The organism is Psychrobacter sp. DAB_AL62B, from assembly GCF_028895345.1.
In the GTDB taxonomy this organism is placed as follows: domain Bacteria; phylum Pseudomonadota; class Gammaproteobacteria; order Pseudomonadales; family Moraxellaceae; genus Psychrobacter.
The window spans coordinates 428,642-448,725 of sequence record NZ_SAXC01000001.1; the positions used below are offsets into that span (position 1 = coordinate 428,642).

10 protein-coding genes and 1 tRNA gene are annotated in these 20,084 nt (G+C 42.6%); 3 read left to right on the plus strand and 8 right to left on the minus strand.

From position 1 onward, the window contains the following. Positions 1 to 67: 67 nt before the first annotated feature. The 4 genes from EPB74_RS01720 to EPB74_RS01735 form a co-directional block, all read right to left on the minus strand. Positions 68 to 1,531, minus strand: a complete 1,464-nt coding sequence (locus EPB74_RS01720; protein ID WP_274902414.1) for a tyrosine-type recombinase/integrase — start codon at positions 1,529 to 1,531, stop codon at positions 68 to 70. 220 nt (positions 1,532 to 1,751) lie between these two features. Further along, positions 1,752 to 1,827 (minus strand) — tRNA-Arg (locus EPB74_RS01725). Positions 1,828 to 1,899: 72 nt separating this feature from the next. Next, the gene (locus EPB74_RS01730; RefSeq protein WP_274902415.1) at positions 1,900 to 2,739 is read right to left on the minus strand and encodes a hypothetical protein; all 840 of its coding nucleotides are present in this window, start codon (positions 2,737 to 2,739) and stop codon (positions 1,900 to 1,902) included. 41 nt (positions 2,740 to 2,780) lie between these two features. Next, positions 2,781 to 3,314, minus strand: a complete 534-nt coding sequence (locus EPB74_RS01735) for a hypothetical protein (RefSeq protein WP_274902416.1) — start codon at positions 3,312 to 3,314, stop codon at positions 2,781 to 2,783. A gap of 516 nt (positions 3,315 to 3,830) precedes the next feature. Here EPB74_RS01735 and EPB74_RS01740 point away from each other — a divergent pair. From EPB74_RS01740 to recD, 3 genes are all read left to right on the plus strand, one after another. After that, positions 3,831 to 8,195: an exodeoxyribonuclease V subunit gamma gene (locus tag EPB74_RS01740; RefSeq protein ID WP_274902418.1), complete on the plus strand. Its 4,365-nt coding sequence runs from the start codon at positions 3,831 to 3,833 to the stop codon at positions 8,193 to 8,195. A 76-nt stretch (positions 8,196 to 8,271) separates the two neighbouring features. Continuing rightward, positions 8,272 to 12,708, plus strand: coding sequence for a UvrD-helicase domain-containing protein (locus tag EPB74_RS01745; protein WP_274902420.1), 4,437 nt, complete (start codon positions 8,272 to 8,274; stop codon positions 12,706 to 12,708). A 40-nt stretch (positions 12,709 to 12,748) separates the two neighbouring features. Continuing rightward, complete coding sequence (gene recD, locus EPB74_RS01750) at positions 12,749 to 14,953, plus strand: exodeoxyribonuclease V subunit alpha (RefSeq protein ID WP_274902422.1); 2,205 nt, start codon at positions 12,749 to 12,751, stop codon at positions 14,951 to 14,953. A 104-nt stretch (positions 14,954 to 15,057) separates the two neighbouring features. On the opposite strand, the gene EPB74_RS01755 is transcribed toward recD, so the two are convergent. The 4 genes from EPB74_RS01755 to EPB74_RS01770 form a co-directional block, all read right to left on the minus strand. Next, positions 15,058 to 15,621 carry a hypoxanthine-guanine phosphoribosyltransferase gene (locus tag EPB74_RS01755; RefSeq protein ID WP_274902423.1) on the minus strand — a complete coding sequence of 188 codons (564 nt, stop codon included), beginning with the start codon at positions 15,619 to 15,621 and terminating at the stop codon, positions 15,058 to 15,060. A gap of 102 nt (positions 15,622 to 15,723) precedes the next feature. After that, on the minus strand, positions 15,724 to 16,392 hold the full coding sequence (locus EPB74_RS01760; protein ID WP_274902424.1) for a hypothetical protein: 669 nt from the start codon (positions 16,390 to 16,392) through the stop codon (positions 15,724 to 15,726). Between the two features lie 80 nt (positions 16,393 to 16,472). Continuing rightward, the gene (locus EPB74_RS01765; RefSeq protein ID WP_274902425.1) at positions 16,473 to 18,167 is read right to left on the minus strand and encodes a GTPase/DUF3482 domain-containing protein; all 1,695 of its coding nucleotides are present in this window, start codon (positions 18,165 to 18,167) and stop codon (positions 16,473 to 16,475) included. An 86-nt stretch (positions 18,168 to 18,253) separates the two neighbouring features. After that, complete coding sequence (locus tag EPB74_RS01770; protein WP_274902427.1) at positions 18,254 to 19,663, minus strand: DUF2868 domain-containing protein; 1,410 nt, start codon at positions 19,661 to 19,663, stop codon at positions 18,254 to 18,256. Between the last annotated feature and the right edge of the window lie 421 nt (positions 19,664 to 20,084).

The window sequence follows — 20,084 nt, forward strand, 5'->3', positions numbered from 1 at the left end:
CACTATCAAGTTTGGCTTGCCAGTCCAATACTGACAATGATTAGTAAATCGGTGTTGTTAAATGTTGTTAAAGCTGCTCGGCAAGTTTGGCTAGTACCTCTTGCGATACGCCTTGCGCCCGTAAGCTCTTTATCAGTATGTCCTTATCATGCAGCGCTATATCAGTGGCTTGCTCGTTACGGCTATCCATTTCTTTAGCGAGTTCATCAGGGGTCAGTAAGTCAAAGCTGACCGCCTTGCCAGCTCGCAAGTCATCAAGATGGTTCGCCCATTTATTCATCATCATTTGCCGTTCGGCTAAATGTGCCGATAAGTCATAACGCTTCTTAACGCTCGACTGTTCAAGGTGCGCTAGCTGTATCTCGATTAAGTTGTCATTGAATTGCAGCTCATACAGCCCCGTGCTGGCAAGCTGTCTAAAGCCGTGTCCTGTCATCTTAGGGTAGGGATCACCTGTGTAACCCATGCGCTTGAGTGCTTGATTGAACCATACCTCACTGTAGGGCTGACTGCGTTCAAAGTTATAGAACACATAACCCGTCTGCTCCGTTAGTGGCCGCATACGTTCAATAATAGCTATCGCTTGAGGTGACAGTGGAATGATGTGGTCTTGGCGCATCTTCATCTTAGCCGCTGGTATGCGCCACACGTTTTTATGATAATCAATCTCTGACCATTCAAAGAACCTTAGCTCTTTAGTTCTGACAAAACACAGCGCCATCAGCTGCATACCTGCCACTGTTTGGTCATGCCCGTTCGGGTTATTATTACCGTAGTTGTCAATATTGCGTAACAGCTCTGAGAATTGGTGTTGTTCAATAGCTTTCATACGCTCAGCTTTATGGGTTCTAAGCGCCTTACTGCGCCCATAAGCCACATTGATGATGTCATAGCCTAATGTATTGATAGCATACTCAAACACTGACGTTATAAAAGCCACGCTCTTGTGAGCGGTGTCTGTTGTCAATTTACCTTGCTGCTCAAAGTAGGTTTGTACGGCTAAACCTGTCTTAATTACATCTTGAGCCGTGATAGCTTGAATAGGGTAGTTACCGATATGTGGCGCTACATGCTTATCAAGGTAGGTTTGAAGTTTTTGCACGTTTTTAGGTGTGGTGTCCGACTTATCATTGATATAGCTTTGCGCTATCACATTGAATAGGTCCTTTTGCTCAACGCTGTTCTTATGCTGGTTCTTATTGACAGCGGGATCAATACCATCGGCAAGTAATGCCTTGGCTTTATCACGCTCAGAACGAGCTTGCTTGAGAGTTACATCAGGTTTGAACACAGTGTCAATATCTTGCTTAGATGACTTGTATGTTCCAATGTGAAAGGTTTTTTGTTTGGGCTTAATATCTTTATCTGACTGATAACGATAGGTCATTACCCAGTACAGCGAACCCTTTGGATCATGTACTAGATGAAGGCTATCACCATCGCTATATCTTTTACGTTTAGCGGGTGGCGCAAGCTTAGCAATCGCTTTTACACCATTGACATTTAATAGGTAGTTTTTGCGCTCAGCCATTGCCACACCTCGATTAGCCACGTTTAAGAATTACCATGTACAACAATGATGCAATTTATGTACAACAAGATATTGGTAATTTCATATATGTACATTAGTATGTACAACATTGTATAGGTGACACGAGGTAATGACAAGTGTTTAATAAAGACTGATACTTAGGTATTATAGGGGTTTGAAAGGATTGAGGTAATGCGAGGTTATGTCTAAATACAATGATTGGTGCGCCCACCAAGACTCGAACTCGGATCGATCGCTTAGGAGGCAACTGCTCTATCCTGTTGAGCTATAGGCGCATAATGGAGTGCTATTGTAGAAAAAAGCACTCATAAAAGCAATGAATAATAGATAAACAGAGTGATTTGGATTTACTTGCCGTTACTAAGTGCTTCGGCTACATCTACTGACAGCTCGTCTGTTGCTTGTTTTCCTCGAGAGTTCGGTTTGAACAAGTCAGTCATCTCGTTTTTATAGCCGTCGATATTGTCATAATCGTGTCTACTCAATACATCTTGCCCTGTACTTGAGAGCAAAAAGTTTCGAAAGTTAATGGCAACAGGGTTTTGCGTTAAGATAACACCATCAGCTGCTTGTTTATCTTTTAAGGCATAGCTAAAAGACACAAGACTACGGGTATTAGCATTGTCATTTTTACCTTCAGTAGTGACCGCTTCATCAGCACTGCCGTCTATATTGAGAATATCGTTCACATCAGCATTTTGCGCAGTGCTATCATTTATTTTAGTTTGGTTATACTTATCTTGTGCCATTTTTAGTTTTTCTTGTAGCGGTGACAGGCGTCCTGTCGATAGGTTGCTACTGGCAATAATCATATCAATATCAACGACGAAAGGAGAGCCTTCATTAGCAATGAGGTTGCTGTCTGTGAAGTTGTTGTCTGATAGTGTAAGGAGGGCAGTAGAAGATACATAGTTTGTCAAGATTTGCACATTAGGATAGCGTGATTGAAAGTTTGTAATGACGTCATCCAAGGGTTCTTGCAATTTCTCCTCTGCTTGTATATGCAACGAGCTTTTGGTAATGCTATCTTTGTCCTCTTCGGCAGTTGATGATCCACTCTCGTTTGCCATAATAGGCAGTGGATCCATATTTTTACGGTTGCTGGTCCATAACCAAGTAAAGATTGCGATAAAAATGATCAACAGCAGTAAAATTAGCCCAGCTAGTAGCAGCTTATAGTCTTTCATATAGTACCGATCTTCTTTTTGTTGGTTTATTTGAATGTGAGCTAAAGCTGTTGATGCAGCACTTCATCGGCTAAATCCGCCAGCATATCTGCAAAAATATCGGTTGCTTCTCCTGCAACGGGCATGGCTTTTTGTTCAGGAGCTTTATGACCAGTAGTGTTGTCATTGTTTGGCTGGGTAGATGGGTAGTTTGAAGGGGAAGTAGGCTGATTGTCAATGGTTTTTGCCACTGCTGCTTGATGTGCAGCTAACGGTGATTGCCCAGTACTCAGCTTATCTTTAAGCCACTTAAAACCATGTGTTTCCCACCATGCTTCAAAGCGTGGTAACGTACAGCCACGTACAGCCACAGGGAGATTTAACGTGCGTAATTTTTGTGCTAAAACAGGGTCGTTTATGGCTTGATGGATACTGAGGTAGAGTGCACTGCTATCATCAGTATAGGGCTGCCTATTCTGCCAAGATCTGTCATCAATTTTCATACGTGGCAATTGCCATAGCTCACCGCGATAGTATACAACGTATAAACGTCGTTTAGGATCAACGAAGATGGCATCAATGGGACGCAAACGCATAGTATTTAGTTATCTCGTTAATAAAAAGGTCAAAAGGTGCAATGGTTGGTCCGATAAAAGCGATGACCGTTTTTTATAATTATGAGTAGGTTAAGCGCGACACTAACTGTCGCAAAATATGATAATGCTGGTATCTATACTGGTAAACGATCCCTATCAATGGCACACTGATAGGGATCATCCTTTATCATTATCATCAATAGTATTGTAATGAGTCGTTATCATTAAAGGTGCAAAACTGGTGATTATTTTTATCTGACACTTAAGACTATCATTCTAGCAGAAATACACTGTAGTAACGACCGCGAAACATAGATTGCTAAGTATCGCCTGTCGCCTTCTTTATTTGTAGTGTATGCGTATAGAGGGTCTTTTGAATTTAGTATCAACAGGTTCGCTTGCTTACCACGTCGATACGATTTGCTCTAAATTTTTAATAACAGTGCTTATGTCTTAAAGTCTTCAAACAATACTTATTCGCTTCACTATTCCATTATCCCAATCAGACTATTTTCTATGTTTACCATTATTCAGTCGCATCGTACCGAACGCTTAGTTGAGCAGTTACTTGACGCTTATAAGTCTAAAAACCTACCTATCTTTGAAGAGTTCATTGTCATCGTGCCCTCGATGGTGCTGGGTGATTGGCTGGATAAGTCGATTGCCAGTCAGGCGGGGATCAGTACTTTAGTCACGACTAAGTTTTGGGGACAGTATCAATGGACGTTGATGCAAAAGGTCTTGGCTGAGCACAATGTCTGGTTAGAGTCCCATCAGCGAACACAAGAGATTGTGACGGTGCCAGAAGTGGCAGTGTTAACTGGTGCAGTGATGCAGTGGCGTCTGTTTGGTTACTTTACTTATTATCAAGCGCAAATTATGGCAGATGATAAGCATCCTTTGTATCCGCTGCTATCAGCGTTATTGGATGAAGAAGCGGATCGCAGTCAGCAAGATATACGGCTATGGTCGTTGGCAACGGATTTTTCGCGGGTATTTAGTCGTTATCTGACTCATCGTGAGGACTGGTTAACACTATGGTCTGATAATAAGCCTGTCGATGTAGAGTTGCTCGTGGCTGAAAAAGATAAGCTGACGCTAGAATTCGATAAGCATGCTGGCAAGACACCTGAGTGGTTGGTTGCGCATTATACGGAGCTGGAGTTTGCCCAGCGACATTTATGGCGTTTGTTATTTGCCTCAGTATACGAGCATCGCGCGTCTATTGAGGCACGATTTTGGCAGATTATGGCGCAAGATAAAGCCGAGAGCGGTGTAGATATCCAAGCGATATTACCAACGCAACTGCATATTTTCACCATTCAGCAATTACCACAAAATGAGCTTAATTTTTTACAGCGTTTATCGACATACCTTGATATCACCTTATTACATTACAATCCATCGCAGTTGTTTTGGGCGGATATTGTTGACAAACAGTGGCTACAGCGTCAGCAAGTGATTAACCCTGAAAGCGTGTTTTTACGTGATTACGGGCATACGCTATTGTCACGCTTGGGTAAGCAGTCGCGTGAGACCTTTGCCATGCTGGCAAGTTTATCTGGTAATGAAGATAAAAATGGCTTTAAGTTAAATTGGCAAGATAAATTCGATGTTGGTTATCAGCAAACACCTGAAACAGAATCAGAATCCGAGCACCCGCTAAGTTTGCTGGCGAATTTACAGCAAGATGTGTTGATGCTGGATGAAAGCGCAACGCCGCAAACCACCGCTGGAAGATTAAGTGCTGCGCTTAGTAAGCAGATGCAAGTGGATTCGGGTAATAATGACGTTATTGAAAAAAATAGCCTAAGCAAAAGTAATGATTCTGATTTATGGTATAGCGATGTCACCCTAAAAGGCAAACGCTACGAGCAATCACGCCAATGGCAATTATCGCAATATGATAATAGCCTGAGTATTCACTCCTGCCATAATTTACAACGTCAACTTGAAGTATTACGCGGCATGATTGGGCGCTGGTTAAACGAGTCAAATGAAGACGGTAGCACGCGTCACCTGTCCGATATCGTGGTATTATTACCAGATGTCGATCGTCATCATGAGCTCATTAATTCAGTATTTGTCAATGGAGAAGGGCAGGACGGTCTGACGCTACCGGCAAAAGTCACTGGCGTCGTCGATAAATCCATTCGACAGTTATGGGAAGCGATACGTGGCTTTTATGGGCTGCTAGGCAGTGACAGCGCCCGCTTTGAAGCGGCTGAAGTATTTGATTGGCTGATGCTGCCACCGCTATATGAGAGCCTTGGCTTAACGCATGAGCAGATGAGCCGTGCGTGTGATTTATTGGAACAAGCAGGGTTTGTACGTGGTTTTGATGAAGCGCATTTGCAGCAAACGCTTGATACACAAGACTACGATTACCGGTTTAGCTTTGCCCATGCACTGGATAAGATAGCGCTAGGTTTGGTCATGCCTGAAGCTGGTATCAGTGATTGCTTATACCCTGACCATTGGCAAGATAATGCGTTAGCCGAAAAAACGATACCTACGTCGGCGATTAGTTTGGCGGATGCAGCGATTGTTGAAGCACTATGCCGAGTTTATAGTGGATTACATCATTGCCGTTACGAGTTTCAAGCTCGTCATAATGCTGAGAATTGGCTCAATAATATCGAAAATCATATCATTCATCCGTATTTTGGCGCACTTGATCAAACGCGTCCGATGCGCGCTATCTTTAATGCCATGAACGGCTTTAAGAGTAGTTTGCGTGCCAACCGTCATTATCAGCGTTACCATGCTGATAATGATAGCCAGTCGAGTACGATGACAGATGATGCTTCCCATTCCTCAATGTCACTGCAGCTCGAAGCCAGTCAAGTTGAGTCAAAGTTATCACAAGTCAGTAATTTACCCTTAAAGCTCAGCTTTATGCTTGATAGTATCGAAGATGAGCTTGAGAGCCAGCAAGTCAGTGCCGAGCCGACTGGTGTGATTACCTTTGGACGTTTTGGTGCGCTACGTAACGTACCGTTTGGCTTGGTCGTCATGCTCAATATGGATTTGTCCGAGTTCCCCAACCGTGACCGTGACAACCGTTATGACTTGATGAAATCTGGGCTGGCACGTCGCGGTGATAGATTTAGTGAAGACGATGATAATGGCGCGTTTTTAGATGCGCTGCTCTGTGCTCGTAATGCTTGCTGGATTTTTTATAATGGTCAGCGTCTCACCGATACTCATGAGCATCTGCCAGCCAATCCGGTAAGTGAGCTATTGCAGTTCCTACAAGGTGAAGTGCAGTGGCAGTGGGATCCTTTAAAAACTGAGCAGATTAAAACCAAATCGCTAATGACTGTTGATAGTGATGACCAATCAGCATTGGCCGCGCAAGTGCAGCGTTATTTGCCTAAGCTTATCGAGCAATGGCTAGTAACGCGTCATCCTGCATTACCGTTTGCGCAAGAAGTTTTTGTGCAGTCAAATACTGAATCCGTTGACTCTGCTAGCTTAATGTCCAGTCAGGATGATGGACAAGTGCTGATGAAATTACTTGCGCGTGCCATGCAAAAAGAAAAGTTGTATCAACAAAGCACCAATGCACCAGCGCGAGTTTGGCACGAGGTGTTTGAGCGCTTGCATTCTCAAAACAACCCTCATTTAAATCCTGTTAAAGTTAATCTGCCTAGCAAGGAAGACTATACCAATATTGCTCGGCGCATTTTATTAAATAATTTATCAAATGGCTTATTAGAAATTGAAGCTGGGAATCATGAGGCCGTGCAAGGCGTGAATGAGCGCTTTGATATCAGCCAAGTGGATATGCAACATCTGTACTACCAAGTACGTCACCCCGCCAAGCATTTTTTACGAGAGCAGCAAGTACATGTTGTATTAGCTGAAGATGAGATGGCACACCAAGAGCCTTTGTCGTTATCTGGTTTAAGTGCCTATCAGGTGAATGCGCAGCTACTTGATGAATTAAATAAAGATATCGATATTAATAATACCAGCGCGAGCAACCAAGCTACTAAACGCATAAGTAATTTGCTATACGATCCCATCATGCCAGCAGGTGTAGCACGCCAATCAACGCTGCAATATCAACAGCTTAAGCTACAGCAGCAATGTCAGGAGTTCGTGGAACAGTTAGCAGCATTGGGTATTGATACTCATTGCCACACTAATGACAGTGCTCGTGATCAAGCCAGTAAAAATGCTAGTGCTCTGCTAACCCTTTGTGCTGAGACCATGATTACGGTTGATACCCCTGATATAAACCTTCAAGGTCAATTGCAGATTAAAGGTGTGGTGCCAGTTGTCGCTACTATTGCCACTCAAAGCTCAGACAAGTCGTTAGCTGAGTCATCCTCACCTGAGCTGTGGTTAAATATATTACCCAATAGTGCGCGGACACAGTATTTACTGCGTTTTTGGTTGGCGCATATTTATTGGCAGGTCGCAAGGCGTACCACTGAGGCGCAAGTGGCTGCTGGTGACGGTAGAAGTATCTGGCGCTTTAATAAAGGGAGTGATGAGTATAAATTCTCTAAAAATGACAGTACCTTTGAGCTTGCACCAATCGCTTATGACGATGCGCTGGCAGAGCTAATCAAATGGATCAGATTTGCACAAGTTGCCGCTAGTACACCAATAATCCTATTACCGGTATATGCGCTTAATTATTTACATAAACTGAGCAAAGAACCCGATTATCAACCCAAGCACAGTGATTTTGAAAGCTGGTTATGGCCAACTTATAACAGCGACGCCATCTATGACAGCTGCTCACAGCATGAGCTATGGCAATATATCCTTTATAAACAAGATACCTTTGCCAAGTTAAAGGACGCCTTGCCTGCATTGGCACAGCCTTTATTTGGGGCGATGGATAAAGCTTTAATAGCGCTGTAAGGCTATTGATGCTAAATAATAAATAATAATGATTTTCACCGTACGACACCGTACGAATTTGAACAAGTGATTTTTTATGGATCAATACAATAATGCTGTTAATGGTTTCGATGATGTCGGGCACGACTACAGCTGTGCTTTACCTGAAGACCTTTTTGACAACATAGCTGGCAAGACCGCTAATAAGCCAGAAGAACCGCCTGCGATTCGTATCAAGTTAAACGGTAAGTACTTGATAGAAGCTTCAGCTGGTACTGGTAAGACGTGGACTTTAACGGGTATTGTTTTGCGTTTATTAATTGAAGGAAAACGCGCACCTGAGCAGATTATCGCGACGTCCTTTACCCGGGCCGCTGCCGCTGAGATGCGCCAGCGTATCAATGAGCGTTTGACTGATTTTTATCAGCTATTGCAATGGTTTAATAGGCTGAAAATTGACTCTAGTCTCCGAGCTATTCTTTACCCACCGCTAATAAATGAAAGCATCAAAAAACCTAGTGATAAGACAGATGAAAGCGATGAAAACTCTAAGCTAGCTAATGATTCTAATAAAAAAATAAGTGCAGAGCAGAAGCAAAAACGGCTGGAATGGCTTAACAATCAAGCTACCCTCTCAGGCAATAAGGATCTTATGGACGATCCTATCAACAGCTATTTGCTCGAATTCTTATTAGATCATACCGAAGATTACCCGTTGGCTGATGCGCTTAGGCGCTGCGCTCTGGTGTTGACCACGCTGGATAAGCTGTTCGTGGGTACATTGGATAGCTTGTCCCAAAAGTGGCTGTCTGAATACAGTGCCGAGACTGGCCATCAGCAAGGCATACAAATCAGCGATCAAGAACAGATAGTGATAGAAAGTATCATCCATGATGCGGTACGCGCGCATCATAGCTACCTGTATAACCAGCAGCCTGAGACTTATCAGCTACTACAGCATACTAAGAAGCTAACGTCACCTACCGATCATGTTGGTGTTGCCCAAAAATCACTCCAATTTATCTCGACGCCGATTGAAAATGTTGAGATGGGTGAGGAGATAGACTTTGTGGCTTATCAGCAGGCATTAGATAATTTTAAGAATTGTGATTTAAAAGAGTTAGAGCCGTATTTTGATATAGAGTTCGGTATTGAAAAAGGGCTAAAAAAAGGCGGTAAATTTGGTAAAACCATACACTCTATTGTTACTATTCAAAGATTGATTGGCCAATATGAAGGTGCTTTTTTCGCGAATTTAGATGCTGATTCTGAAAGCTTTTATGGCTTAGTGTCTGATGTTTTTCTGAGTGAAGAAGAAGGCGGAAATCTTTTCAAAAAGAAATTTGATGGACAGCGCCAAATTCTTGCTAGTTTTAAAGGTATACAATTATTAGCATCATTACGCAATTATACCGAACAGATTAATTTATATTTAAAATCACTGGTTGAAAGTTTAAACCGTGATATCGCGCTAAAAGTACGGCAAAAACTGCCATCGATATTAGAAGCACGGCGCGAGACTACTTTTGCACTGCAAATGGTGCGCTTAAATCAAGCCTTATCAGGCAAACAAGGTGAGCGGCTGGCGCGTTATATTCGCCATCATTATCCGGTGGCATTGATTGATGAGTCACAAGATATCAATGGTGAACAGGCGCGTATGATTGAGCGCATTTATCTGTCCAAAAATACCGATAACGACAATCAAAATCGTAATCGCGGCTTTCTACTGTTAGTAGGCGATCCTAAACAAGCGATTTATGGCTTTCGCGGTGGAGATGTCGCCAATTATAATGCCATGAAAGCTAAGTTTGATAACAGCCAGATTATGAGCCTTGATATCAATCGACGCTCTAATGAGCGCTTGATTACCGCATTGAACCACTGGTTCGGTAGACCGAGTCCGGTATCAGACTCACAAGACTTTGGTGTAGATCAGGCTAGCCAATTGGCGCAGCTTGGTAAGAGTATCTACTACCAACATATAACGGCGGCAAATACCAACGCTCGCCTTTCATGGCAAATACCAGTAGAGGACGTAATAGGACGCCAAACGAAAGAGCAGCCAGACAATGCTGCTGTTTTATCGAGTAGTCCTGTCAGTGTGATTCACCTGCCTTATGATAAACAGGCTAAGTATAATGCTTGCGAGCTAACCGCTCTACATATAGCGGCACTGCTGGCAAGTCAGCAAACTATCGAAGGTCGTCCCATCAAACCAAACGATATTGGGGTACTGGGTCGACGTAAGAAGGAGCTAAAGCAAGTTGAGGATATGCTCAGTAAGCTTGGTGTGCCGACACTTGAAACCGCAGAAAAAAACGTCTTTGATACGCCTATCGCCGCTGACTTGGCAGCTTTATTAGAGGCAATGCTACGACCACATCGGCGTGACATCGTTAATCGTGTGTTGACCAGCAATTTTTATCAGCTGAGCCTCAATGATGTACAAGCGCTGATGCTAGATGAGGATGAAGATAATTCTGACCAAGCGGGTATAGAGCACGGTTATGAGGATACCGAGCAAGCAGCGCTAAAACAGCGCTATCAAGATTTCCTACTGTATTTAAAGATTGCAGCGTCGTACTGGCAGCACAATGGTATTTTGTCAGCGCTGCACTATCTGTTTGGTCGTAACCCTATGGTGAGCCGAAACTCTCAGCAATCTGGTCAACAAGCAAAGAGCCAAAACGTATGGGTGGGTCTTGCTGACTTAGAAGATGGTGCGCGATATTTGATGGATTTGCGTCACCTGCTCGATATTTTAGCACAACACGGTATGCATGTCGGTGAGCATGAGCTGTTGGCATGGTATAAGAAAAACATGAATAGTAGCCGTACGCCTGAGTGGGCACAGCAGCAGCCACTGCCAACAGAGTCAGGTGTACAGCTGATGACTATTCATAAATCCAAAGGTCTAGAATTCCCGATTGTCTATGTCGTCGGTATGGATAGCGCTAGTCCTAAGGCTGGCGGTCGTAGCGACCATAATCTATTTCTATATGACCATGATATTGATGACAATAAGACGGAGCGTCGCCTATCGGCCAGTAAAGGCAAGCCGCATAGTAAATCGGCTAAAGGCGAAACAGCAACAGACTATTATGCACAATTTGAAACGACGGAAAACTATGAAGAACTCAGACGACTTGGCTACGTCGCCTTTACTCGTGCGAGTGAGCAGCTATATATTGTACTAGCGGATACTAAAACTAAGACAGGCTTCGAATATAAGCCTGTCTTAAAGTGGCTCAGCTGCTCAGACCAAAAGTTTGCATTGCCAGAGCGATTACAGCCTTATATAGGCTGGCTAGAGTATGCTGCAATTGAGCTAAGCGCTGAAGCAGTTATTAATACGAGCAAGACTTCCCAAGGAATTGATAATACTGAGTCTATCTCTACTTCTGCTACCGCACTACGTATCGATTATCAACATGCCTATGCGCAAATACAACGGAACTCGTTTAAAGGCTGGGCTAAAACCAGTTTTACCGCACTATCGCGTCAGCTGAACGAACAAAGTAAAGCGCTGGCTGTTTTTGATGATGGGGTAGAAGATGATTTAGATTTGACAGACAGTATCAATCTGTCTACTAAAACTCTAAGTGGAATTGAAAATCAACAAGATATGCAAAATGACGATAGTGGAAATAGCAGCAATTTAATCACCAGCGATGATATTCGTTTTCGCTTTGTAAAAGGTGCTAATGCTGGTACGTTTTTGCATGAGATTTTTGAAAAAATAGATTTTACAGACAGTAGTAAATGGTCAGCCATCATTGATCAAAGTATTCGTCAATATCAGCTGCCAATTAGCTATGCTAGCGCTACCTCTCAACAGCGCTTACAGCAAAACCAAGCAACTCCTTTCGAATCGCCTTCAGAACTGGATACAGAGACTATTGAATCAGCTGAGGCTAACCAGCTAGGTGTCGCTCATAATGAGTTGATGGCATGGGTGGCAGACGTATTGGCCGCACCGTTATTGGCATCTGGTCAGCCTTTACAGGACATACCAGTTAAGCAGCGTATTGCGGAGCTTGGCTTTAACATGGGATTGTCAGAAGACTTCACACCTGAGCATATTAACCGTATCTTCAGCCAGTATTTACCTGATGAACCAGAAAAGCATATTGAGCTGACCACCCAGTATTCTAATTATATTTATCGTTACCTACGCGGTGAGATTGATCTCGTATATGAATGTGCTGGCAAGTACTATGTGGTTGATTATAAAAGTAACTATTTAGGAGATAGCCTAAGCAACTATAATGATGAAGGTCTAAGCGCTGCTATGAATAAAGCAGGCTACTGGTTACAGGCCGCTATCTATCAGGTGGCACTCCATCGATTTTTGCGCTTGCGTCTACCTAATTATGAAGGTAATGAGACGCAATATTTAGGCGCCGTAGAATATGTGTTTTTGCGTGGTATCGACTCAAAAGGTGCGCAGAACTATGGACGTATCCAATGGCAGATACCGTTTGAGCTGGTTAAAGCATTAGACGAGATGTTTGGTAGCCCAAGTGCCTAGCAAATGAAAATACTAAAATAACGATAAAAATGGATAAACGATGAGTGATGTTAAAGGTATAAACGCTACTAGCACAGATGCTGCTAATAACTGGTCTACGACGATTAGTCAGTATTTATTACAACGACGCGCACAAACGCAAGTGGCATACCGAGGACAGCTAAAAAGTCAGCTGGTAGCTAATACAGGTGAAGAGGTTCATGACACGCAAGCTTGGTTGTTTGAGGCGCTATTTGAGGTACTGGTGCAGCGTTTAGAGGAGGGACATACTGTATTGGTCCTTGACGCGTCTAATGGTGTTGTAAGTGATAATAGGCTCAATGATGATACTGGGCTGTTTATTTGGCAACAGCATCTATTGCAACCTTTACTACAGCCATTATTTACAGCGCTTATAAGTACTGGCATAACAGCTCTATCAATTGCTGAGCTATTAGAAAGCGATGAGATGTGGCATGCCGCCATGCGCCAATCAACCTTACCTTTATATGATAAAAAAATATTAGAACAACGCCGTCAAGTTTGTGTAAATCTATATCGATCTTTAAGACATATAGCTAGTAACGCTACTTCAATAGAAAATAGCCTAAGTAAATTTAATGAGATATTAAATGACCAACCACTTTTTACTAGAATTGAAAAAGTGAAAAGTGAAATTGCCTGCCCAATTATTTTTCAAGTAGATAGTAATCTTGGTTATGAAGGAGAGAGAGGTGACGAAGCAACTAAAATTACCTTATGGCTACATCGTACATGGCAGGCTGAACACGCATTAGCAAAGAATGTGATTCGTATTAAAAACCAGACGCTAATAGAATTACCGATAGCACCCAATCCTCGATTACACATCGAGCAACAAGATGCCATTCATATGGCAAATCGATCGGCATTTAGCATCATTACTGGTGGACCAGGGACGGGCAAAACCTTTACCGTTGCACAGTTGGTCATGGCGCTGCAGCAAGAACAGACTGAAGGGGGTCAATCAAAGGTCAATCTAGCATTAGCCGCCCCAACAGGTAAGGCCGCCCAGCGGATGCAGGAGTCGCTACAGGACGCCATACAGCAAGCTGGTGTCTCTATACAGCTGCCAGAGGCAAAGACCATTCATCGCTTGTTAGGTATCGGGCAGGGCGGTCGTCCACGCTACAATAATAATAACCCGCTAAGTGAAGATATTATCATCGTTGATGAGGCTTCTATGCTTGGGGTAGAGCTTGCCAATCATCTGGTAAGCGCCATAAAAGCCAATGCGCGGCTGATACTACTTGGTGACGCCAATCAGTTAGCAGCAGTCGATGCAGGGGCAGTGCTGGCGGATTTATGCCGTATACCTGTGCTACAGGACGTAAATCAGTGTTTAATAGCCAGTCGGCGTTTTACAGAAGATTCAGGTATAGGCAAGCTTGCTAAGCTCATTAATCAGGCAGATATAAGCTCGGACAGCACACAAAACATGATAGAAGTTTGGCAGCTTCTTCAAGATGATGACGCCCTAAACTTCTATCATCTAGCATCTAGTGCAAAGGAAAATACGGACGGCGATATAACAATTAATAAGATACAAAATAGCCTAAGTAAATATAAGTTTCTAAACAACCTCTCAAAAAATTACCTTCAATACTTTAATCAAACCAAAAAAATATTAACAAAAATTAAGTTAGCGAGTTCCATGCCAATAAAAGAATCTATTAATGATTTTACCGAACTAATGGTAATGCTCAATAAATTTAGAGTATTAACTGCTGGTCACCATGGGCGTTGCGGTGATCACCACATCAATAGTTACCTGAGTGAACAGCATAAAACCCAATTAAAATTGCCGTTATCAAAATCACCTTGGTATCATGGACGTCCTGTCATGGTTTTACAGAATAACTATGAGCTAGGGCTGTTTAACGGTGATATTGGTATTTGTCTACAAACTGAGAAAGGGCGTTTACAAGTATTTTTTGAGAACAAAACTCAAGGCATTAATATTAATATGCTGAGTGATGAGATGATTGCGACTGCGTATGCGATGACCATACATAAATCGCAAGGGTCAGAGTTTGATCATGTGGCTATTGCCTTTGATGATAGTAATGGACGCTTGCTAAGCAAGGAGCTTATTTATACCGCGGTGACACGTGCCAAAAAACAAGTTTCTATTTTTAGTACTGCCTCCGCTTTTACGCGCGCATTATCAACGCCAACTGAAAGACAAACAGGGCTAAGTTTACAGTTCGAAAGATTTATAGAATAGTGCTGTTAGCACTCCATTAATCTCCATTATTTATTCAATATGAAAAATTAAACCAAAAAAAGCATCCAATTTGGATGCTTTTCTTAATGACAAAAGTTTTAAATTTACACTTTGTCTTCTTTAATAGCATAGATGCCTGGTAAATGACGCAAATAACCATGGAAATCCATACCACAACCATAAACATAGCGATCAGCAACATTGATACCAACAAAATCAACATCAAAACCCGCAACTTTACGATCATGTTCTTTATTGAGCAGAACACAAGACTCGATAGACAAGGGGTTTTCTTTACTCAATTCTTCGACGATTGCTTTTAGGGTGATGCCTTCATCAAAAATATCATCTATCAACAGTATATGCTCACCAGCAAGCTTTACATCCGGCTTAAATTTCCAATCAAGTTCATTAGTGCCTTCATTATCACGATAACGTGATGCATGGATGTAATGCATACGATGGTAGAACGTCAAATGGGTCAGTAGCTGACCGGCTGGGATAAGACCGCCGTTCATAACGACCATAACAATCGGGTTTAGACCAGCATAATGGAGATTGAGCTGGGCCGCTAAGCGCTCATAAGCAGCAGCGACTTCCATACTACTGATAAGGCACTCTGAGTTGCGTAATGTTTTTTCAATTTCTTGATTGCTGATTTGGGTCATCGGGTGTGCCTTTGGTAAAAAGTGCCGCTTATTTTAGCAAATTTTAGTGAATTTGCCCAACGCCATATGACTTTTAGGGCAAATTTAATCAAATACCATGTCTTATTCTGGCTTTTTTACCATAAAAGGGCGGTAATAATTCGCTAAACGATTTAATGAGCTGTCTGGTAAGTCAGGCAACAGCTTATTAAGCGCCATACTCATGCCTTTATCGATAGCCGCTTTGGCAACTGGTACAGACTTACGTTTAATCATACCAAGCTTTAGTGTTTCCGCATAACGACTGATAAAATGAGTCAATGTCTCTTCATTCATCGTTTCAAGGGCTGTTTTAAACGTCTTCATATCTATATGTTCAGGGGTGACAGCAGCAAAACCTTTATCAATGATTTCAGCATCTTTTTCTGATAGCTTGAAACCCACGCGTTTTAAACCTTCATTATCGATAAAGGTTGCACGGTCTCTTAAAAAATGAAAACTGGGCAAAACTTCTTCATTATTTTCTTTACCCAGTAAAATATTGAGTAGGGTATCCGACGCTCGTTCAACCGTCGCAACAATTTTACGCATGGATGCTTGGCGCTCAGGGTTTGGAATAATCTCAACCAGACCAACCAATAAGTTATCGATAAGGTCGCGTGCGGTTTGGTGAGTCAGTGCATCGCGATAAGGGTAATAGTCAGTTTTTACATCTGATGCAATGACTTGTTCTGCCTCAATAATTAACGCTTTTAATTTATCTGAAGGTACGAATCCAAAATAGTATGTCATTAATTTTCCTTGGTCTTTATTGGTTTTGATTACTGCTAAATATGTTCAGTGGTTTTAATTACGATTTTTATTTAAGAATGCTAGGATTTATGTGAGGGTAGCTTACTTGCCAGCGACCATGCCATATCCACTCGTAGTAGTTGAGCTTGTTCTGACTTGCCGCTACTGAGCGATGACCATTGCGGTTTACCACGCGCTTTTTTAAGCTCACTGGGTAACTTGTGCGCAACCCATGGCGTCACTACATTATCTTCATTGCCATCAACAGACGATCTATTGTTATTTTTCTCGCCATTATATATCAGTTGCGTGGCATCTGTTGCAGCATGGCCACGATGGCGTAGCGTATTCAATAAATCTATGGCCCGAGTTGCCAATAAAGTTAATGTAGCAGGGTCGATATACAGGCGTTTTACCCCAGTAATTCTATCGGCGATACTACTGGTATTAGATAATAGGCCGCCTGCGATACCCCCTATGGCAGCACCTAATCCTAAGGTCGTGCCTAGTGCTGCGGCATCAATGCCCAATCCTAATAGTGCGCCAGCTGCAGCGCCAGAAGTCGTGCGAATACCATAGCTTTTAAGAAGCTCAGGATCAAATGGATCTTGCTGGTACGCTTGCAGTTCAAGCGGGGTTGCTGCAACTGCGTTATCATAAAATTTATATAAATTAAGCAAATTGTGCTGCATAGCGCGCTCACTCTGTCTGACTGCTTCCTGCATTTGCTGCAATACAGGCATTGGGTCATCATCTTCATTAATCTCGCGTACAAAAGCGGCGACATTTAGCAAAAAATCAGCGATGATAATATTGGCCTCATCGTACAGCTGTGCCCAGTCTTCAGTACGACGCTGCATCAATTGTTCAAGCATCTCAGAATGTGTGAGCATGGTCGCAAGATTTTTCCACAGGCGCATTTCATCTTCAAATTCAAATGCTACTGAGTCAAAGCGCGTAGAGATGTGCAAATTACGTCTTGCCAGCATAGTCTGCCAATCATCAATATTGGCATCCTGACTGTCAGTGAAGTTAAACACCGGCATAACAGGTATCGCAGCCCAAGACAAGATAGCCAGCTCATCTTTATATTTACCTAATACTGGCTCACGTGCATCTACGACGTAGATGGCCATATCACTTGCCAGCAGCTGACGGATAACTTTGGCCTCTTGGCTGTAGTTATAATCTTGCGAGCCATAATTGTCCGTAACATTACTATCGACACCTTGAGCGATATCTGCTGCCAAAAACTGCTGTAAGCGCTCAATGCCATCACGGCGACTGGCGGTATTGTCTTCAAGCCAGTCCATCAATCCCGATGCATCTTCTAGACCAGGAGTGTCATACAATGTCACCAACACTTCACCCGTTTGACTGTCCGTCAGTTGGGCGCGCTCTACATGCCGCGTGGTTGCTGCTTCGTTCTTTACTTCACCAAAATATACGTCACGTAATAAGGTGCGCAGTATAGACGTTTTCCCCGTATTGGTATGACCAACAACGGCTAATTTAAGAGCTTCGCCACTAGCGATTGTCTTTTTAGATGTCGTATTGACAGGTTTTACTTGTTCAGTGAATGCTTGTTTATCTAACGTCTGTTTGTTCAAGGGCAGGTCTTCATCGCTAGTAACGGCCAGATATGGCTGATGCGCTGGCTGTTTTCTTGAGTCGGGTGTTACCTCATAAGCCTTATCGGCAAAGAGACCGACATGCTTATCAGTTTTTTGGTTACTTTCTTGGCTGTTATCTTGATTATTATTGTCATTATTCATAATAGAATCTTATATCAATTATTAATAGCCAAAAAACACTGTAGCCGTTTACGGTTATTATCTGATGAATCATAAGGCGCATTTTTCTAAGAGTCAACTTTAACTAAGCCAATTTTTCGAGCGGAGAGCGCTGTTTGCCATTGCTGATAACGAACGTCTGGTTTTTCTAACAATTGCTCTGTTGTTTGGCTCGACTCTAAAATATCGGTGGCAATATTGTTGCCAGTAAAGCTAGTATCATTAAGCAGTTGTACAATTAGTCCGTGTTTTGCATGACTGGCAATTTGATCGAGTTTACGCAATGTGCCACGATCAGGCAACGCTTTACCATGAATCCCCAGTAAGACTTGTACCGAATGGCTATCTAAATAGGTTTTTAACCGTGCCATATCATCACGATCGTCCACGATACCGAAGTTTTCAACGTCACTATTGTCTTTAATGTCCGTACTAAGTCCCGATTGCCACCAGTTATCCTGCTCTGATGGGTATTCAAGTAACGCGACCAGTTTCTTGCCAGCGCTGACAGTCGCTTTTGGGGCAATAGGTGCTGGTGCTGCAGTAAAATCATCTACATCGACCACGTGACGCTGCCAAAAATTCAAAATCTTTTGATAATAGGGTAGTTTGATATCCAAGCGCATTTTTTTACGACGAAACATCAATGCACAAAACGCCCATGCTATGGCGCGTGGCACAATTCCATACATCAGCAAACTACCTACCAATAATCCTGCCCATTGCCGGGCAACAGATAGTGGCATCGCATCGGTCACCAACCGGCTCTGTACAATAGCCGTGCTGTCTGGCACATCGAAGCCAACCATGCTTGGCAGCCAGCCGAGCACTTGAGTCAAGGTGATAAGCGCCTGATCGGAGAGTAGCGTTGACTCCCAACTAAAGCTGTACTGACGGACGATTAATAAAAATATAATCGCCAGCAGCATGCCGGTCAACGTCGCCAGCCATAACTGATGGCTAAACCGACCTAAATACCAGCGCATACCGCTATGTTGCAATTGACGCTCGTACAAGTCGACTGCCGCCTTGGTGACATCATCCTTACCACGGATGAGATAACTGGGACTAACAAAACTGGCAAACCAGCTTGGCGACTGACGACCTTGATTGATTAATGTCATGACTAACCAACCTAAAAGCATGATGCTATGAAAACCCAGTAAACAAACCAACACATAAAAGAAATTGACCACATTGGTCTGTAGCAAGGTAAACAGTCCCAAAAATCCTGAGATGCACCACACCACGCTCATCACAACCATGATGCCTTTGATGCGCCCATCAATCTTACCCAGTACTCGTGCCAGCGCACCATTGCTATCGATACGTGATGCCCTCCGATGCAGTTTTTGCAGCGGTTTGCCATCTTCACCTTGCAGTTTTTCAGTGATGAGTAGCGGATCAGTGGCAAAGATATGTTGCTCTGTCTCAAGCGTGCGGACCAGCTCAGTCAATTGGTCTTGGGGCGATAGCATAGTCTGATATCCGTATAATCAATGATGAAATTAAAATAATAAAACCTTTAATGATAATGGCATTTTTATCGGCATTACTATTTTGTTGTTAAAGCCTTTGATATTAAAGGATTTTCTTTGAATGAAAAAAAATCCTGACCATATGGTCAATAATAACTAGCAGTTATCGCAAATAAACGTTATGCTAAAAACAAATTAGAAATCTGATTTGGATATGTATCCCAAACAGTCATGCTCATTCTAATGTTAAATTCAGATAATACACAGTTCTATATACAGTTATAGCGTAAAACTGATTCAGATTAATTGAAAACGAGGTTAAACTCCTTTTCATAGTAAAAACCATAAAATCCAATAAGCCTATTTTTGCAGTGATTACGACTAGTCATACAGTAGATAGAGCGCTGGTTTTTATATAAAT